The 18,121-nt window shown below is 56.8% G+C and carries 14 protein-coding genes; 2 read left to right on the plus strand and 12 right to left on the minus strand.

The window, feature by feature from the left end; genetic code table 11:
• Positions 1–61: 61 nt before the first annotated feature.
• Complete coding sequence (gene uvrA / locus ABMA60_RS14355) at positions 62–2,902, plus strand: excinuclease ABC subunit UvrA (RefSeq protein WP_392804307.1); 2,841 nt, start codon at positions 62–64, stop codon at positions 2,900–2,902.
• Between the two features lie 64 nt (positions 2,903–2,966).
• Here the strand turns inward: uvrA and mazG are convergent, their stop codons facing one another.
• The 3 genes from mazG to cysM form a co-directional block, all read right to left on the minus strand.
• Positions 2,967–3,800: a nucleoside triphosphate pyrophosphohydrolase gene (gene mazG / locus ABMA60_RS14360; RefSeq protein WP_392804310.1), complete on the minus strand. Its 834-nt coding sequence runs from the start codon at positions 3,798–3,800 to the stop codon at positions 2,967–2,969.
• A 9-nt stretch (positions 3,801–3,809) separates the two neighbouring features.
• The gene (gene relA, locus ABMA60_RS14365) at positions 3,810–6,053 is read right to left on the minus strand and encodes a GTP diphosphokinase (protein ID WP_392804312.1); all 2,244 of its coding nucleotides are present in this window, start codon (positions 6,051–6,053) and stop codon (positions 3,810–3,812) included.
• Positions 6,054–6,129: 76 nt separating this feature from the next.
• Positions 6,130–7,023 (minus strand): cysteine synthase CysM, encoded by an 894-nt coding sequence (gene cysM / locus ABMA60_RS14370; protein ID WP_392804314.1) that lies wholly within the window; start codon positions 7,021–7,023, stop codon positions 6,130–6,132.
• 181 nt (positions 7,024–7,204) lie between these two features.
• Here cysM and ABMA60_RS14375 point away from each other — a divergent pair, with 181 nt between their 5' ends.
• On the plus strand, positions 7,205–10,039 hold the full coding sequence (locus ABMA60_RS14375) for a response regulator (protein ID WP_392804316.1): 2,835 nt from the start codon (positions 7,205–7,207) through the stop codon (positions 10,037–10,039).
• Here the strand turns inward: ABMA60_RS14375 and acpS are convergent.
• From acpS to ABMA60_RS14420, 9 genes are all read right to left on the minus strand, one after another.
• Positions 10,036–10,413, minus strand: a complete 378-nt coding sequence (gene acpS, locus ABMA60_RS14380) for a holo-ACP synthase (protein WP_392804318.1) — start codon at positions 10,411–10,413, stop codon at positions 10,036–10,038. The two genes, ABMA60_RS14375 and acpS, sit on opposite strands and share 4 nt — an antisense overlap.
• Positions 10,410–11,114, minus strand: coding sequence for a DNA repair protein RecO (locus tag ABMA60_RS14385; RefSeq protein ID WP_392804320.1), 705 nt, complete (start codon positions 11,112–11,114; stop codon positions 10,410–10,412). Before ABMA60_RS14385 ends, acpS begins: the two co-directional genes overlap by 4 nt.
• Positions 11,111–12,019 (minus strand): GTPase Era, encoded by a 909-nt coding sequence (era, locus tag ABMA60_RS14390; RefSeq protein ID WP_392804322.1) that lies wholly within the window; start codon positions 12,017–12,019, stop codon positions 11,111–11,113. Before era ends, ABMA60_RS14385 begins: the two co-directional genes overlap by 4 nt.
• Positions 12,016–12,699 (minus strand): ribonuclease III, encoded by a 684-nt coding sequence (gene rnc, locus ABMA60_RS14395; protein ID WP_392804324.1) that lies wholly within the window; start codon positions 12,697–12,699, stop codon positions 12,016–12,018. The genes era and rnc overlap by 4 nt, the downstream gene beginning before the upstream one ends.
• A 3-nt stretch (positions 12,700–12,702) precedes the next feature.
• On the minus strand, positions 12,703–13,071 hold the full coding sequence (locus ABMA60_RS14400) for a DUF4845 domain-containing protein (protein WP_392804326.1): 369 nt from the start codon (positions 13,069–13,071) through the stop codon (positions 12,703–12,705).
• Between the two features lie 56 nt (positions 13,072–13,127).
• On the minus strand, positions 13,128–14,237 hold the full coding sequence (gene lepB, locus ABMA60_RS14405) for a signal peptidase I (protein ID WP_392804328.1): 1,110 nt from the start codon (positions 14,235–14,237) through the stop codon (positions 13,128–13,130).
• A 14-nt stretch (positions 14,238–14,251) separates the two neighbouring features.
• On the minus strand, positions 14,252–16,054 hold the full coding sequence (lepA, locus tag ABMA60_RS14410) for a translation elongation factor 4 (RefSeq protein WP_392804330.1): 1,803 nt from the start codon (positions 16,052–16,054) through the stop codon (positions 14,252–14,254).
• A 109-nt stretch (positions 16,055–16,163) separates the two neighbouring features.
• Positions 16,164–17,540 (minus strand): DegQ family serine endoprotease, encoded by a 1,377-nt coding sequence (locus ABMA60_RS14415; protein ID WP_392804332.1) that lies wholly within the window; start codon positions 17,538–17,540, stop codon positions 16,164–16,166.
• Positions 17,541–17,635: 95 nt separating this feature from the next.
• Complete coding sequence (locus tag ABMA60_RS14420) at positions 17,636–18,121, minus strand: SoxR reducing system RseC family protein (protein WP_392804334.1); 486 nt, start codon at positions 18,119–18,121, stop codon at positions 17,636–17,638.

The raw sequence follows: 18,121 nt of genomic DNA on the forward strand, positions 1-18,121 counted from the left end.
CATACATACAGTACACTTTCGCTTTTGTGTCTGACCGCAGCTGTAACGCCAAGAGGAACAGATGGACAAAATTATCGTCCAGGGGGCTCGTACCCATAACCTGAAAAATATCGACGTGGAAATCCCGCGTGATCAACTGGTCGTGCTGACCGGTCTTTCCGGTTCCGGCAAGTCCTCACTGGCCTTTGATACGCTTTATGCCGAGGGCCAGCGGCGCTATGTCGAATCCTTGTCGACCTACGCCCGTCAGTTTCTGTCGATGATGGAAAAGCCCGATGTCGATCACATCGAAGGCTTGTCTCCGGCGATCTCCATCGAGCAGAAAACCACCAGTCACAACCCGCGTTCGACAGTCGGTACCACCACCGAAATCTACGATTATTTGCGTCTGCTTTACGCGCGCGTCGGCGAACCACGCTGTCCGCATCACGACGAGCCGCTGGCCGCTCAGACCATCAGCCAGATGGTCGATCAGGTGCTGGCGCAGCCGGAAGGTTCCAAGCTGATGATGCTGGCGCCGCTGATCGACGACCGCAAAGGCGAACACCTGCACGTCTTCAACGAACTGCGCAGCCAGGGTTTTGTGCGCGTGCGCGTCGACGGCACAGTGATGGATCTGGATGAAGTACCGGCGCTGGATAAAAAACGTAAGCACAGCATCGAAGCGGTGGTCGATCGCTTTAAAGTGCGTGACGACCTGAAACTGCGTTTAGCCGAATCCTTCGAAACCTGCCTGACTTTATCCGGCGGTACCGCCAAGGTGGTCTGGATGGACGGCGACGGCGACGACCTGCTGTTCTCCGACCGCTTCGCCTGTCCGGTTTGTGGCTACTCTATTGCCGAACTCGAACCGCGCATGTTCTCCTTCAACAATCCGGCCGGTGCCTGTGAACAGTGCGACGGCCTGGGCATGAAACACTATTTCGACGGCGGTAAAGTCGTGCGCGACCCGAGCCTGAAACTGGCCGAAGGCGCCATCTCCGGTTGGGACCGACGCGCGGTTTATTACTTCAGCCAGATACAGGCCTTGGGTGAGCATTACGGCGTCGACATCGACGTGGCTTTTAACAAGCTGCCGAAAAAATTCCAGAAGATCGTGCTTGAAGGCAGTGGCAATACCGAGATCGAATTTTCCTACGTAAACAGCCGCGGCGCAGTCTACAGTCGCCAACACACCTTCGAAGGTGTGATGCCCAATATGGAACGGCGCTATCGTGAAACCGATAGCCAGATGGTGCGCGAAGAGCTGTCTAAATTCCTCACCGAACAGGACTGCCCCGGCTGTCACGGTTCACGCCTGAAAGAAAGCGCGCGTCATGTGTTCGTTAACGGCATCAACCTGCCGGAAGTGACGCACATGGCCATCGGCGATGCGCTGAGCTATTTCGAGACGCTGAGCCTGACCGGTTCCAGAGCGCAGATCGCTGATAAAATTCTGCGCGAAATCGGCCAGCGGCTGAGCTTTCTGGTCAACGTCGGGCTCGACTATTTAACCCTCGATCGCAGCGCCGATACGCTGTCTGGCGGTGAGACTCAGCGCATTCGACTGGCCAGCCAGATCGGCGCCGGCCTAGTCGGGGTGATGTACATTCTCGATGAACCCTCGATCGGCCTGCACCAGCGCGACAACGATCGACTGCTGCAAACGCTGACTAATCTGCGCGACCTGGGCAACACTGTCTTGGTGGTCGAACACGACGAAGACGCCATCCGCGCTGCTGATTACGTGCTCGATATCGGCCCCGGTGCTGGTGTCCATGGTGGTGAAATTGTTGCCGCCGGTACGCCCGCTGAAATCATGGCCAATCCGAAATCCCTGACCGGTAAATACCTTAACGGTCAGGAAGCGATTGCTGTTCCGGCCAAACTGACGCCGGCCGATGCCAAACGCCAGCTCACCATCACTGGTGCACGCGGCAATAACCTGCAAGACGTTACACTGAATCTGCCGGTTGGCTTGCTCACCTGCATTACCGGCGTGTCCGGTTCCGGCAAATCGACACTGATTAATCAGACACTTTACCCACTGGCCGCCGCCAAACTGAACAAAAACACCACCCTATCTCCCGCGCCTTATAAAGACATTAAAGGTCTGGAACATTTCGACAAGGTGGTCGATATCGACCAAAGCCCCATCGGCCGCACGCCACGTTCCAACCCGGCGACCTACACCGGCACCTTCACCGCCATTCGTGAATTGTTTGCCGGCACTCAGGAAGCGCGTTCACGTGGTTACCAGCCGGGACGTTTCAGTTTCAACGTCAAAGGCGGTCGTTGCGAAGCCTGTCAGGGCGATGGCGTAATTAAGGTGGAGATGCACTTCCTGGCGGATGTCTATGTGTCTTGCGATGTATGCGACGGCCGTCGCTATAACCGCGAGACATTAGAGATTCGCTACAAGGGTAAAAATATTCACGAAGTGCTGGAAATGACCATCGAAGAAGGTCGTGAATTCTTCGATGCGATACCGGCGCTGGCGCGCAAGCTGCAAACGCTGATCGATGTCGGCCTGACCTACATTAAGCTGGGTCAAAGCGCGACGACTTTATCCGGCGGTGAAGCCCAGCGCGTTAAACTGGCGCGTGAATTATCCAAACGCGATACCGGCAGCACCCTCTATATTCTCGATGAGCCGACCACCGGCCTGCACTTCCACGACATCAAACAGTTGCTGGCGGTGTTGCATCGCTTGCGCGACGACGGCAATACGGTGGCGGTGATCGAACACAACCTCGATGTCATTAAAACCGCTGACTGGATCGTTGATCTGGGCCCGGAAGGTGGCAGCAAAGGTGGGCAGATTATTGCCGAAGGCACGCCGACCGATGTCAGCGAAAATCCGCAATCCATCACCGGCCACTACCTCAAACCGTTACTGAAAAAACGCGCCCAATCAGCCTGATCAGAAACAAAAAGCCCGGTTCCATGAACCGGGCTTTTTTGTCCGCTGAACGTCTTTATTTGTCTTAGTCTGACGACTCGACCGCCCGCTGCTTGGCTTCATCCCAAAACACATCAAGCTGTTCCAAACTGAAATCAGACCAGTCGTGGCCGCTGGCTTGAACCTGCCGCTGTACATGCCCAAAGCGATGCTCAAATTTTGCCATGGTGCGGCGCAAAGCCTGTTCCGGATCGACCTTCAGATGCCGCGCCAAATTAGCCATGACAAACAACAGATCACCCAGTTCGTCCTCAATCGCATCGGCATCGCCACTGGCTTGTGCCTCACGCAGTTCTGCCAACTCTTCATCGATCTTAGCGTAGACCTCATCGGTCGATGGCCAGTCAAAACCGACACGAGCGGCGCGGTTTTGCAACTTACGGGCGCGCAATAATCCCGGCAGTGAGCGGGGAATATCATCAAGCAGACCATTAACCTGTGGCTTGTTGGCCTTCTCTTTATCTTTGAGCGCGTCCCAGTTGCGATTGACTGTTTCCGTCTCGGGTCGGTGCTGTGGATCGACCCGGCTTTCCAGACTGCCATCAGGAAACACATGCGGATGGCGATAAAGCAGTTTGGCAACCAGATCATGGATCACATCGTCCAGATCAAAACGCTCTTCTTCACGCGCGATCTGCGCATAAAACACCACCTGAAAAATCAGGTCGCCCAGTTCCTCTCGCAAGTGCGGGTAGTCACCACGCTCAATGGTGTCGATAACCTCATACACCTCTTCGAGCGTATGCGGCACGATAGATCGGTAGTCTTGTTGCAAATCCCAAGGGCAACCGTCCACCGGATCGCGCAGGCGTTGCATTAAGGTTTTGAGATCGTCGTAGCCGTAGCGGCGTTCGCTCATAACAAGCTCTTAATGGGGTTGCTGAAAGGCACGGCGCACGTCTGCGACGTTGGGAATTTTCGATAACTGAGCCATGACTTTGCCGAGCGCATCGATGTCTTCAATTTCCAGTGTCAGTTTCATATTGGCCTGACTCTCATCTTTGTTCGACAGAGTATTGACCGAGGTAACGTTCAGGTTGGCGTTGGCCATGATCATCATGATATCGCGCAGCAAACCGGTGCGATCGTACGCCAGAATGGTGATATCCACCGGATAAGTACGACGCGAACGACCGCCCCAATTAACCTCGATAATGCGCTCCGGCTCGCGACTTTTCAGCTGCAGCAGATTGACGCAATCCTGGCGGTGAATAGAGACGCCACGACCCAGCGTAATAAAACCGACCACCGGATCACCCGGCACCGGTTTACAGCAGTTGGCGATGGAGGTCAGCATATTGCCGACGCCATGAATCACCAGATCACCGCTGGATTTATGCTCGGTGACTTCACCCAGTTGAATTTCATCCGGCTGAGCCGGATTGACCAGACTTTCAGCGGCGTGCACCACCTGCATCAGGCGTAAATCACCGGCGCCGATGGCCGCGTACATGTCGTCGGCATTGTTGTAATTCACCAGCATCGCCACTTCGTCCATGTCCAGCTTGGGCAGGTTGAAGCGCTGCAATTCACGCATCAGCATGGCGCGGCCTTCGGCCAGATTCTGATCACGATCAAGCGATTTGAACCAATGACGAATCTTGGCCCGGGCCCGGTTGGTGTGCACATAACCTAAATCCGGGTTGAGCCAGTCACGACTCGGGCTGGGCTCGCGACCCGTCAATACCGACACCTGGTCACCGATCTTCAAGCGATGATTGAGCGGCACAATACGGCCGTTGACCTTGGCACCGCGGCAACGATTACCGACGTCGGTGTGAATTTTATAAGCGAAGTCGATGGGTGTGGCACCGCGCGCCAGATCGACCACGTGGCCTTCAGGCGTCAGCACATAGATGCGATCGGTTTCGACATCCGAGCCGAGCTCTTCGACCATCTCTTCGATGCCGCCCAACTCGTCGTGCCATTCGAGCACCTGGCGCAGCCAGTTCACTTTCTCTTCATAGCCACGCGAATGGGTATTGCCCTTGGCGTCGGTGCCTTTGTAGACCCAGTGTGCACAGACACCCAGTTCGGCGTCTTCGTGCATGGCGTGGGTGCGGATCTGCACTTCCACGACCTTGCCTTCCGGACCGATCACAGCGGTGTGCAGCGAACGGTAGCCATTCGATTTAGGCGAGGCGATATAGTCGTCGAATTCGCGCGGAATATGCCGCCACAAAGAATGCACGATGCCGAGCACGGTGTAGCAGTCGCGGACATCAGGCACCAGCACCCGGAAGGCACGAATGTCATAGACCTGGCTGAAGCTGATCGACTTGCGCTTCATTTTGCGCCAAATCGAATAGATGTGTTTGGCGCGGCCCTGAATTTCTGACTGAATGCCAGCGGCCTCTACTTCGGCTTGCAAAATAGTCTGAACATTTTCGATGTAGTGCTGGCGATCGAGCCGCTTTTCATCAAGCAGTTTGGCAATTTTTTTGTAGTCCTGGGGTTCGAGATAACGGAACGACAGGTCTTCCAATTCCCACTTCAACTGACCAACGCCGAGACGATGCGCCAGGGGTGCATAAATATCGGAAACTTCGCGCGCTACCTTATACTTGCGTGCGGCCGGGGCGTGTTTAACGGCGCGGATGGCACAGGTACGTTCGGCCAGTTTGATCAGGGCGACGCGCACGTCGTCGATCATCGCCACCAGCATCTTGCGCACCGCATCACCCTGGGTTTCGTTTTGTCCCAGTACTGAGGCTCGAGTGGATTTGTGTTGGGTATGGATGGCGGCCATGCGCAGCACGCCTTCGATCAGGCTGGCGACCTGCGGGCCGAACTGATCGCGCACTGTGTCCAGCGGCAGTTCTTCTTCGCGCACGGTGCGATAGAGGATGGCGGCAATCAACGCCTCCTGATCCAGGTTCAGATCGGCGAGAATCTCCGCCATTTCCAAACCGGTGCGATAGGCGGACTCGCCTTCGCCCCAATGGTTCTTCGGCTCGTCAGCTTCCTGTTCCGCCAGTCGCGCAATGCGACAGGCACGCACCAACTCGTCACTGTCAATCAGCGGCGCCTTGCGTTCTATGCGATCCAACCAGGATTCCAGATCGACGGTGCCGTCACTGAATACCGGCTGGTCTTCCCGTACCTTTACCATCTAGGTCTCTTTTTTTTGTGTCCGAATCCGACCGATTCGAACCGGCGGCCGGGCCATTAACCCCGGCCGCGGCAATTTATCCCGAAAACACGCCGGTGGAGAGGTAGCGATCTCCCCGGTCGCAGACAATAGCGACGATAACGGCATTTTCAACCTCCTCAGCCAGGCGCAAGGCCCCGGCCACCGAGCCACCGGATGATACCCCGGCAAAGATGCCTTCTTCCGCAGCCAGACGGCGCATGGTGTCTTCGGCCTCGCGCTGGTCGATGTCGAGCACCCGATCCACCCGGCTGGCATCAAAAATCTTCGGCAGATAAGCCTCGGGCCAACGCCGGATACCGGGAATCTGAGAGCCTTCACTGGGTTGCAGGCCAACCACCTGAACCTCCGGATTCTGCTCTTTCAGATAGCGCGATACCCCCATGATGGTGCCAGTGGTGCCCATGGATGACACAAAATGGGTCACCTCGCCCTGGGTGTCGCGCCAGATTTCCGGGCCTGTTGTTTCGTAGTGCGCGCGCGGGTTATCGGCATTTGAGAACTGATCCAGCACCAGCCCCCGGCCTTCGCTTTGCATTTGCAATGCCAGGTCGCGGGCGTATTCCATGCCCTGCTCCTGGGTCACGCTGATGATCTGCGCACCGTAGGCCCGCATGCTGGCGCGGCGTTCCTCGCTGAGGTTCTCCGGCATGATCAACACCATGCGATAACCCTTGATAGCGGCCGCCATCGCCAGTGCAATACCGGTATTGCCACTGGTGGCTTCGATCAGGGTATCGCCGGCCTGGATATCACCCCGCGCCTCGGCGCGCTGAATCATGCTCATGGCCGGACGATCTTTGACCGAACCCGCCGGATTGTTACCTTCAAGCTTGAGCAGGATGGTGTTGGTTCCGCCTGCGCCCATGCGCTGCAAACGGACCAGAGGGGTGTTACCGACAAAATCTTCGATCGTCGGGTAAGACGGCATACTGGCCTCCTGACGTTTTTGGTGCGCCTATAATACTGCCTATTCAGTAGCAAACCTAAGGTCGTCCTCACGAATCAAGCTTAGGCTGGTTTCGCATCCCCATGGATGAGGTGTCAGCGGGCTGATTGACCCCCCGTGCGACCGGGATTACAGTCTCTTTACGTTAATTCGGGTCTTTGTCATGCGCGCTTCCGGTCTGCAGAATCGCATCCTCTTTATTGCTCTGGCACCTGCGGTGGTACTGGGCATCGCCTTTACTTCCTGGTTTACCCAGGGCGACCTGAAACAACAGCGCCAGGCTTTTGCTCAACGCACTGAAACGGCGGTACAGCGCCTTGCCGATGGCCTGGTCATGCCGCTGGCTAACGACAACAGCGAGTTGATTCAGGCCCTGCTGCGCCGCGCCCTGGATGAACGCGACGCCCGCTCAGTTCGACTGTTCGACCGTTTTGGCAGCGAAACCCTGCATTCGGGTCCGTCCATGGTCGGCCCGGCCTATCCTTACCCCATTCTTGAAACTGATCGCTTATCGACCTTCGATTCCAACGAAACCAAGCGTTATCTGGTACCGGTCCAGCAGGTGTCTGACTTGCAATTGCGGGTCGCCACCTCAGCGCCCTTAGGCTGGCTGGAAGTCGAGTTCGACTACGCCAATACCCGGGTGGCCCATTACCGCGCCATCCTGATCAACAGCATTATTTTGCTGGGTGGACTGCTCGCCGTTTCCGGTCTGGCGTTCTGGTTGAGCCGGGAAATCAGCCGGCCAGTGCATAATATGATCGATACCGTCGATGCCATTCGCGAAGGCAACCTGGACGCGCGCATTGAAGAAAATGCCAGCGGTGAGCTGCGTGAACTGGAAAGCGGCATCAACGCCATGGCCAGTACGCTCAAAGAAGCCTACGAGGAAATGCAGTCCAACGTCGATCAGGCCACTCAGGATCTGCGTGAGACCTTGGAAACCATCGAAATCCAGAACATTGAGCTGGATATGGCGCGGCGCGAAGCGCAACAGGCCAACCAGGTAAAGACCGAATTCCTGGCCAATATGAGTCACGAAATTCGCACGCCGCTGAACGGCATCATTGGTTTCGCCCGACTGCTGACCAAGTCCAACCTGACGCAAAAACAGGACGACTATGTGTCCACCATCCTGTCGTCTTCCCAGGGACTGCTGACCATCATCAATGACGTCCTCGACTTCTGTAAGATCGAGGCGGGCAAACTGATGCTCGATAACCGCTCCACCAACCTGCACGAAACCATCGAAGACGTCCTGGTGATGCTGGCGCCCGCCTCTCAGGCCAAACAGCTGGAAGTGGTGTCGCTGTTTTATGCCGATGTGCCGGAACAGGTGATCACTGACCCGCTGCGGCTGAAGCAGGTGCTCACCAACCTGGTCAGCAACGCCATCAAATTCACCCCCACCGGCAGCATTGTGGTACGCACCATGGTCGAGCAGGCGCAAGGTGACAAACTGACGGTGCGCATCAGCGTAACCGACACTGGCATCGGCCTGTCGCGCTCGGAACAGAAAGCCTTATTCCAGGCGTTTGCCCAGGCCGATTCATCCACTGCGCGCGAGTTCGGCGGTACCGGCCTGGGCCTGGTGATCTCCAAACGACTGGTTGAGCAGATGGGCGGCGATATCGGTCTGGAAAGCAGTAAAGGCGAAGGCGCCACCTTCTGGTTCAGCATCAAGGCTCAGGTGGCACCGGAGAGCCAGCAACCGCCGCGTCAGGATGCCTTGGCCGGCTATACCCTGGCGCTTGTCGAAGAGCGCGAAATGTCGCGCCTGGCGCTGCGCCACGAAGCCGAGAAATGGGGCATGAACTGCCTCGATATGGCATCGCTGGATGAGTTGATGGCGCGGCTGGAACAAGACGACGCCCAACGTCCGGATCTGGCGCTGATCGATGTCAGCGGCCAAACGCCCGGCGATCAACTGTACCGCCAGATAGTGCACCTGGAACGACACTGGCAATGCCCGACACTGGTACTGGGCAGCAATCAGGACCGCGACATCCGCCATCAGTTAATCGAACAGGGTGCCAAACACTATCTGTCCAAACCCATCCGCGACATTCAGCTCTATCAGGCCCTGCTGCAGGTGTTGCGTCCGGACCAGTTTGCAGACACCGGCGACAGCAGCAGCAAAACCCGCCACCACGCCTCAGCTCGTGTGCTGGCGGTGGATGACAACGCCGCCAATCTGAAACTGATCGTGACGCTGCTCACCAGCCTGGGGGTTAAAGTCGATGGCGTGGCCAGTGGTGAAGACGCTCTGGATGCGCTGCGCGGGACCGAATACGACCTGGTGTTTATGGACATCCAGATGCCCGGCATCGACGGCTTGGAAGCCACCCGACGCATCCGTCAGCAAGAAGCACCGATGCGCCATATTCCGATCATCGCCTTAACCGCGCACGCCCTGGCCGAAGAGCGCCAGGCCATGCTCGACAGCGGCATGGACGACTATCTGACCAAACCCATCGACGAAGACCAGTTGCAACGGACCCTGTTCAAGTGGACCGGTTTAACCGAATTGGCGACTGAAGACGGCACCACCGTCCGCCTGCCGGATGATGATGTGCCTCAGGAAATTGATCACGCTGCGCTGCAGGGCGCCACCATCATCGATCTGCCGCTAGGCCTGGAGCGCGCCAGCGGCAAACTCGATCTGGCCAAAGACATGTTTGCCATGCTGATTGGGAATCTGGAAACGGACCGCCAGCGCCTGCAGCAACTGCATGAACAGGGCGACTACAAAGCCCTGCTCGAGGAAGTGCACCGGCTGCATGGTGCGACCCACTATTGCGGTGTGCCGCGCGTTCAACAAACCGCTCGTCACACCGAGGTGCTGCTTAAGCAAGGTCAGTACGACCGTCTGGATGAAGCCATGAGCTTACTGCTGAACGCCCTGATTGAATTGCAACATTGGGCGGCGCACACCGATTGGTCCGGGCAGTTCGATGCCATCGCACCCACGGCCCCAGTCAAGCGTCGAACGGGTTAAAGCGGGGCCTGCTGCAGTACCGCGAAGGCCACCACAGAACGACGTTCATCGGTCAGGCTGAGCAACAGCTGATCCGACCGGCCGATCTGCGCAGCACGACCGCTTAACTGCACTTCCGGCGCGCCACGTTCACCGGGCAGAATCTCGATCTGCTGAAACGTCACTCCGTCCGCAATTCCGGTACCAAGTGCTTTGGCCACCGCTTCTTTACCGGCAAAACGATTGGCCAGAAACTTCACTGGCGCTCCGCGACGTTGATATTCAGCCTGCTCTGCCGGCGTCAGAATGCGTTGCACGAAGCGCTCACCCTGACGCTCCAGCACCGCCTGAATGCGTTCAATATCGACGATGTCTGTGCCAATGCCTCGAATCATGCCTGCCTCTTATCCGCGCCCGTACCTGCTTGCGCTGCCTTCAGCCACTGTCGACTGAGCAGAGCGCGACCTTCCAAAAGATGATCCAGACGAGCGCCATGTACGGCCTCGCCCCAACGCTGCGCCAGGGGGTTCATCCAGTCGTTCTCCGCCATGGCAAGGATCGCCTGACCGGGAATCTGACGTCCATTACCGCGCGCGCAAAAACCCAGTGCCGGGTCAAATCGATAGTCGTGGTCGGCGACAATCCAGTCTCCGCTATCGAGGGTCTGCCGATAATCAATACCGGCACCGACCCACTCAAGCAAGCGGCGCTCGAAAAAACGCAGTGTCGGATTTTGTCGTGCCGGATCGGCCAGAGACAATAACGAACTGGCGTAGACACCAAAAAAAGTATCGCCGGCCTGGAAGGGAGGCACCAGCCGCACACAGAGTTCGTTCAGATAGAACGCCTGCAACAAGGCAGCGCCCTGACCGAGGCGAAACGGCTCGACGTATTGCCAGTCGTCCAGACGCTTCAGTTCAGTTTGACCACTCAGGCGGATGCGCAAACGGCGGAAGGTTTCCGGACGCGGGTCGCGTGCCACCGCTCGCAGTCGCCCCTGATCCGGAGTGAGCAGTTCAACCAGCCAGTGATGTTCGCGATAAGGTCGCGCGTGCAGCACAAAGGCCGGCTGGTCGGGCGCGCGACGCGGTTTCATCGATCTTCAAGATAGCCCAGGCTCTTCAACGCTCGATCATCATCGGCCCAGCCACCTTTCACCTTGACCCACAGATTGAGCATCACCTTGGCATCGAACAGCTGTTCCATATCCAGGCGAGCATCGTGACCCACCTTTTTGATGCGCGCGCCTTTATCACCGATGACGATTTTTTTCTGGCCCGGACGCTCCACCAGAATCAGGCCGTGAATGTGCAAAATCGAACCGTCGTGTTTGAACTGTTCAATTTCCACCGCCATCGAATAAGGCAGTTCGGCACCGAGCTGACGCATCAGTTTTTCGCGAATCAGTTCGGCCGCCATAAAGCGTTCACTGCGATCGGTGATCTGATCTTCCGGGTAGAAAAACTCACTGTATGGCAAACGCTCCGCCAGCGTCTGGGTCAGGGCATCGAGATTTTGACCGCGCAACGCCGACAAGGGCACCACTTCATCGAATTCGAAACTCTGGCTCAACATCTGAATATGCGGCAGTAAGGCGTTTTTATTGTCGAGTTGATCGACCTTGTTGATGACCAGAACAACCGGCGCTTTGACGCGTTTCAGTTTATCCAGCACCCACTGATCTTCGTCGGTCCAGACGGTGCGATCGACCACCAATACCACGGCGTCCACATCAGCCAGCGCCGAATCGGCGGCGCGGTTCATATGGCGGTTAATGGCCCGCTCTTCCTGACGATGCATGCCCGGCGTATCAACAAACACCAACTGGGTATCACCCTCGGTATGAATGCCTAACACCTGGTGCCGCGTGGTTTGCGGCTTGCGCGAGGTGATCGACACCTTCTGACCGAGGATGTGGTTCATCAGGGTCGATTTACCCACGTTGGGTCGGCCAACAATGGCGACATAACCGCAGCGTGTCTGAACCGGATCGTTATTCACTTAATCGTTTCTCCCAGGGCTTGAAGCGCAGCGCGTGCTGCTTCCTGTTCGGCGATACGACGGCTGTTGCCCTCGCCCACAGTGGGTTGTTCCAGCCCTTCGACTTCACAGTCGACAGTAAAAGTTTGGTCATGCGCCTCACCACTGACATCCGTCACACGATAGACCGGTAATGGCGCTTTGCGCGACTGCAAAAATTCCTGCAGCCGGGTTTTGGAGTCTTTGATGTTGTCGGTCAAGTTCAGATCCGACAAGCGGTTTTGGTACCAGCGCTGAATCGTCGCCTGAGCCTCGGCCAGCGAACTGTCCAGGCTGATGGCACCAATGATAGCCTCGACGGCATCGGCCAAAATGGAATCACGTCGAAAACCACCGCTTTTTAACTCGCCGCTGCCCAAACGCAGGCAATCACCCAGATCGAATTCACGACCCAGCTCGGCCAGGGTTTCACCTTTCACCAGATGCGCCCGCAAACGCGATAACTGACCTTCTTTGGCGCGCGGAAATTGCTCGAACAATTGTTGTGCGATGGTGCAATTCAAAATGGCATCGCCGAGAAATTCCAACCGCTCATTATTCTGGCGGGAAAAACTGCGATGCGTCAGCGCCTGCGTCAACAGGGCCTCATCGTTAAAGCGATAACCGAGCCGTTGGCTCAGACGGTCGAGTGCAAGTGACACCGTTCAGAGTCCGTATTCTTCGTGAAAGCTGAGGATGACATCGATGTTGCCAAGGATGTCGATGCGTTTTTCGTAATCGAGTACCAGGCGCGATGAAGCATCGTCCTGGTTTAACTGGATGATAGTGGCCGGATCGAGGTCGATATTTTCCGCGCGAAGAAACCGCTGCAAGCGCCGTTCAATAACAGCCTCGGTCGGATTCCGACCACGCAGTTCTTCGGCCATCTGGCTTAGGTTGGAATCCAGTTTGAACTGTTGCCAATAAGGCCCGGCCAGTTTAACAAACCATAGCGCTGCCAAGGCCATCAGCAGAGCGATTAACACCAGACTGAACAAGGTCATTCCGGATTGTTTGCGACTTCGCATTAACATGGCAATCCACTCCTGGTGCGACCTTTGTACCCAGACCCAAGCAGCGTCAACGGCAATTAATCAATGCCACCAAAACGCGAGAAACTGGGACCATCAAGCAGGTTCCGCCAGTGCATCCAGATACCAACGGCCTGACCGAGAATTTCATCCTCATCAACAAAGCCCCAGGCGTTGTCAGCGCTGTTACTGAAGTCGCCCTGCATGCCGCGACGCAGACCTTCCCAGTAACGCGCATCCAGACTGGAATCGCGGTTATCGCCCATCACAAAATAGTGACCTTCAGGAACCACCACGCCTTCACTGGGCAACCATTCGTAGGGTTGTCGACTGGGGCCGGCCTGATTCAGATAAACGGCGTGATTCTTCTCATCCAGATGTTCGGTATAGCGAATATAACGGCCTTCGTCATCGGTTACCCGACGCTCAAAGGTCAGCTCCACCGGCTCTCCATTCAAGGTCAAAATACGACGGCCATAATCGTATTGAATGCGATCGCCCGGCACGCCGATAACGCGTTTAATATAGTTGGTATTGGGCAGGTGCGGCGGCCGGAAAACCACTACATCGCCGCGCTGCGGATCGTTGATCGGAATAACGATGTCGTTACTGATCGGCATACGCAAACCGTAGGTAAAACGGTTGACCAGAATAAAATCACCGATTTCCAGCGTCGGTTTCATCGAGCCGGATGGAATCTTGAACGGCTCGAACATAAAGCTGCGCAATATAAAAACGACCAGCAAGACTGGAAAGAACGCCCGGCTGTTATCGATCAGGCCCGGCTCGGTGGTGATGGGCGGATGCTTGGCATCAAAACCGTCGATATTGGCGGCGGCATTGGCCAGAACACGGTGACGATAAGGCTTTAACCAGTACACATCGGCCGCCCAGACCAGGCCAGTCATCAGGCAGGCTGCAGCCATAACCAGAGCGAAATCAAAGCTCGCCAGAATGGTCTGGACCACCAGCCACAGCAACATCAGCAACAGCAAATAACCCAGGCCTTTTTCATCCAAACCCGGCTCGAACAGCGCTTTCAGTTCGTCTTCGTTCCAGTCGGTGCGTTCAACCACAGCGCTCAAACGCGCCCGGTGACGCACCAGCGTCAACACAGCCAGACCCAGGGTCAATGCCAGGCAGGCCCAAAATATGACGATGACATTCATCCGCTTCGACTTCCTTAGCTATCGACTTTAAGTACAGCAAGAAAAGCGTCCTGCGGAATCGTCACCGATCCCACCTGCTTCATACGCTTCTTACCTTCCTTCTGACGTTGCAGCAGTTTCTTCTTACGGCTGACGTCACCACCATAACACTTGGCGGTGACGTTTTTGCGCAACGCTTTCACGGTACTGCGAGCCACCACCTGATTGCCGACAGCAGCCTGAATGGCCACGTCGTACATCTGGCGAGGAATCAGTTCCTTCATTTTTTCACAGAGAGTACGGCCGCGACGCTGAACGTGTTCACGGTGCATGATCACCGCCAGTGCGTCGACGCGATCGCCGTTGACCAGCACATCCATACGGGTCAGGTTGGCGGCTTCAAAGCGGTCAAAAGCGAAATCCAAGGATGCGAAACCGCGACTGACCGACTTCAGGCGATCGAAGAAATCCATAACGATTTCCGCCATCGGCAAGTCGTACACGACCGAAACCTGGCCACCCATATACTGCATGTCTTTCTGCATTCCACGGCGTTCTTCGCACAACATGATGACGTTACCGACGTGCTCCTGTGGCACCAGAATATTGGCGCGCACGATCGGCTCGCGGAATTCTTCGATGTTGTTAACCGCCGGCAGCTGTGAGGGGTTGGCCACCGTGATAACTTCGCCATCGGTCTTAAGGATTTCGTAGACCACGGTCGGCGCTGTGGTGATCAGATCCAGGTCGTACTCGCGTTCCAGACGCTCCTGGATGATCTCCATGTGCAACATGCCCAGGAAGCCACAGCGGAAGCCGAAGCCCAACGCATCCGAGCTTTCCGGCTCGTAGAACAGGGAGGCATCGTTAAGGCTGAGTTTTTCCAGGGCGGTGCGGAAATCTTCGTAGTCGTCAGCTGAGACCGGGAACAGACCGGAATAGACCTGCGGTTTGCTCTTCTGGAAACCGGGCACCGGTTCAACATCGGGCGTGCTGGCATGGGTGATGGTGTCACCGACCGGCGCGCCCTTGATGTCTTTGATCGAGGCGCAGATAAAACCGACCTCGCCGGCGCGCAGCACGTCCAGGTCACGCATCTTGGGCGTGAAGATGCCGAGCTTATCGACCACATGGGTACGACCGGTGCTCTTCATCCAGATCTTGTCGCCGCGCTTGAGCGTGCCATGACGCACCCGCACCAGCGAGACAACACCGAGGTAGTTGTCGAACCAGGAATCGATGATCAGCGCTTGCAGATTGCCGTCCAGATTGCCTTCCGGCGCCGGAACCCGCTCAATCAACTGCTCAAGTATGTCTTCGATACCGATGTTGGCCTTGGCCGATGCCCGGACCGCGTCCATCGCATCAATGCCGATAATCTCTTCGATCTCCTGCGCCACTCGCTCGGGTTCGGCCTGCGGTAAGTCCATCTTGTTCAGGACCGGCACCACTTCCAGACCCTGCTCGATGGCGGTGTAGCAGTTGGCAACCGACTGAGCTTCTACGCCCTGGGCGGCATCGACCACCAGCAAAGCGCCTTCACAAGCAAACAGCGAGCGCGACACTTCGTAAGCGAAATCGACGTGCCCGGGAGTATCGATAAAGTTGAGCTGATAGGTCCGACCATCACGCGCGGTGTAGTCGAGCGTCACGCTTTGCGCCTTGATGGTAATGCCGCGTTCACGCTCCAACTCCATGGAATCAAGCACCTGCTCGGCCATTTCACGGTCGCTCAGCCCGCCGCAAACCTGAATGAAACGGTCCGCGAGGGTGGATTTACCGTGGTCGATATGGGCAATGATGGAGAAGTTGCGAATGTGGGAGAGATCGCTGCTCACAGAAGCCTATACTCAGCTTGAAAAATGGGGCCGCGAGTTTACAACAACTGACCCCGGAAGACCATGTGAGCCCCGACCCTTCGGGCGGTCGAGGCTCGGTCATTGAGGCTCAATCGGTTGGAATGGCCAGATAGACGATGTTGTCGCCGCGCAGCACCCGTACCGCTACGGCGCCGTTATCCGGCAACTGGGTCACCAGGCGGTCAAACTCTTCTTTATCGTTGATGAATTCGCCGCCGAGCATGGTGATGATATCGCCATCACGCAGTCCGGCTTCCAAAGCCGGCCCAGCCAGGACTCGTTCAACGCGCACGCCATCGCCACCATCGACATCGGCAACAATGATATTCAGCGGATTGTCCGAGGTCGGCTGCTGCGGGTTGCCAGCGGCCAGCTCCTGCTCATTGAGCACACCGATGGTGACATCCAGGGTGCGGCGCTCACCGCCACGCAACACCTCGACTTCGACCGTGGTGCCCGGCCGTACCTGACCGACCAGAGGCGGCAGATCGGAATAGCGACGCACCGGATGGTCGTTAAACGACAGGATGATGTCATCGGTCCGAATACCGCCGTCGGCTGCGGGGCTGTTATCAAAGACCCTGGCTACCAACGCGCCTTCAGCACGATCCAGTCCCATGGACTGAGCCAGTTCCGGGTTTTCGTTGAACGGTGGGTACATCTCCACGCCCAACCAGCCGCGCTCGACGGTGCCGGTTTCCTTCAACTGATCGGCAATGTCCATGGCGATGTCGATCGGAATGGCAAAGGACACGCCCATAAAACCACCCGAACGGGTATAGATTTGTGAGTTAATACCAACGACTTCGCCGTCAAGATTGAACAGTGGCCCACCGGAGTTACCCGGGTTAATGGCAACGTCGGTCTGGATAAAGGGCACGTAGCGATCAGCACCACCCAGCGCACGGCCTTTGGCGCTGACGATGCCGGCGGTGACGGAATAATCGAAATTAAAGGGTGAACCGATGGCCAGCACCCACTCGCCGACTTTCAGTTCTTCGCTGCTGCCGATTTCCACCGCGTGCAGATTTTCCCCATCAATCTTCAACAGGGCGACATCGGATTGCGGGTCGGTGCCGATCAGTTCGGCGGCGTATTCGGTGCCGTCGGTCAGAGTAACGGTCACTTCATCGGTGTGATCGACAACATGGTTGTTGGTCAGAATATAACCGTCTTCAGAGAGGATAAATCCGGAACCCAGTCCCTGGCGCGGTCGTGGATTGGGCTGGTAATTGAAATTGTCCGGTAACTGATCGCCAAAAAAATAACGAAAGATTTCCGGCACTTCCTGCTGCTGACCGGATGAACGTGTTTGCGTCACTTCAGTGGTGGTGGTGATTTTAACGACCGATGGGGAATTGCGCTCGACCAGTTCGGTAAAATCTGGCAGGCCTTCGGCGAAGGCTTGAACGGCGAACACAGCCAATAAAACAGCTGCCGCGCACATGGAGGTTCGCTTGAACATAAAACCCTACTCCTGTTGTGTCCTCTAACGAGGCTTCGCATATTAGGCTAGGTGGTAAAAATGCAAACGCCGTCACAGCCGGGTTTACGTCTCTTTTACGGCTCGACGACCGGCGTAGAGAGCGATGAAGACTGGGTCTTTACATTGGAATGGACGGCGAGCACCTGGGGCTCCCAACGTCGATCCGGGTGTCGGAAACGGTGTCGCGTCACGCCGACGGCAGCGGCGCCACTGAGCATCGCCAGCAACAATTGCCAGCCTTCATTCAGACCCAGTGCCGCACCGATCAATAAGCCAACCAGGGCCGCCAGCAAAGGCCACAGATACATCCAGACGGCCGCCAGACTGAGACTGTCTTCAGCAATGCCCAGACGCACCTCATCGCCTGCGCGCAGGTCCGATCGGGGCGTTAATTCGAAGTGATTTTTTGCCACCTGTGCCTCGGCGTTGCCCAGGCCACTGAGCACTGCTTGGCCGCAACCCTGGCGGGCGCGGCAACTCTGGCAAGCGCTGCTTTGCACGACCGCGACGATCAAGCGGTCGGCGTCGCTGTGAATGACGGTGCCGTTTTCTTCGACCAA

Origin of the sequence: Saccharospirillum sp. HFRX-2 (genome assembly GCF_043196805.1) — a bacterium.
Taxonomy (GTDB): Bacteria; Pseudomonadota; Gammaproteobacteria; order Pseudomonadales; family Natronospirillaceae; genus Saccharospirillum.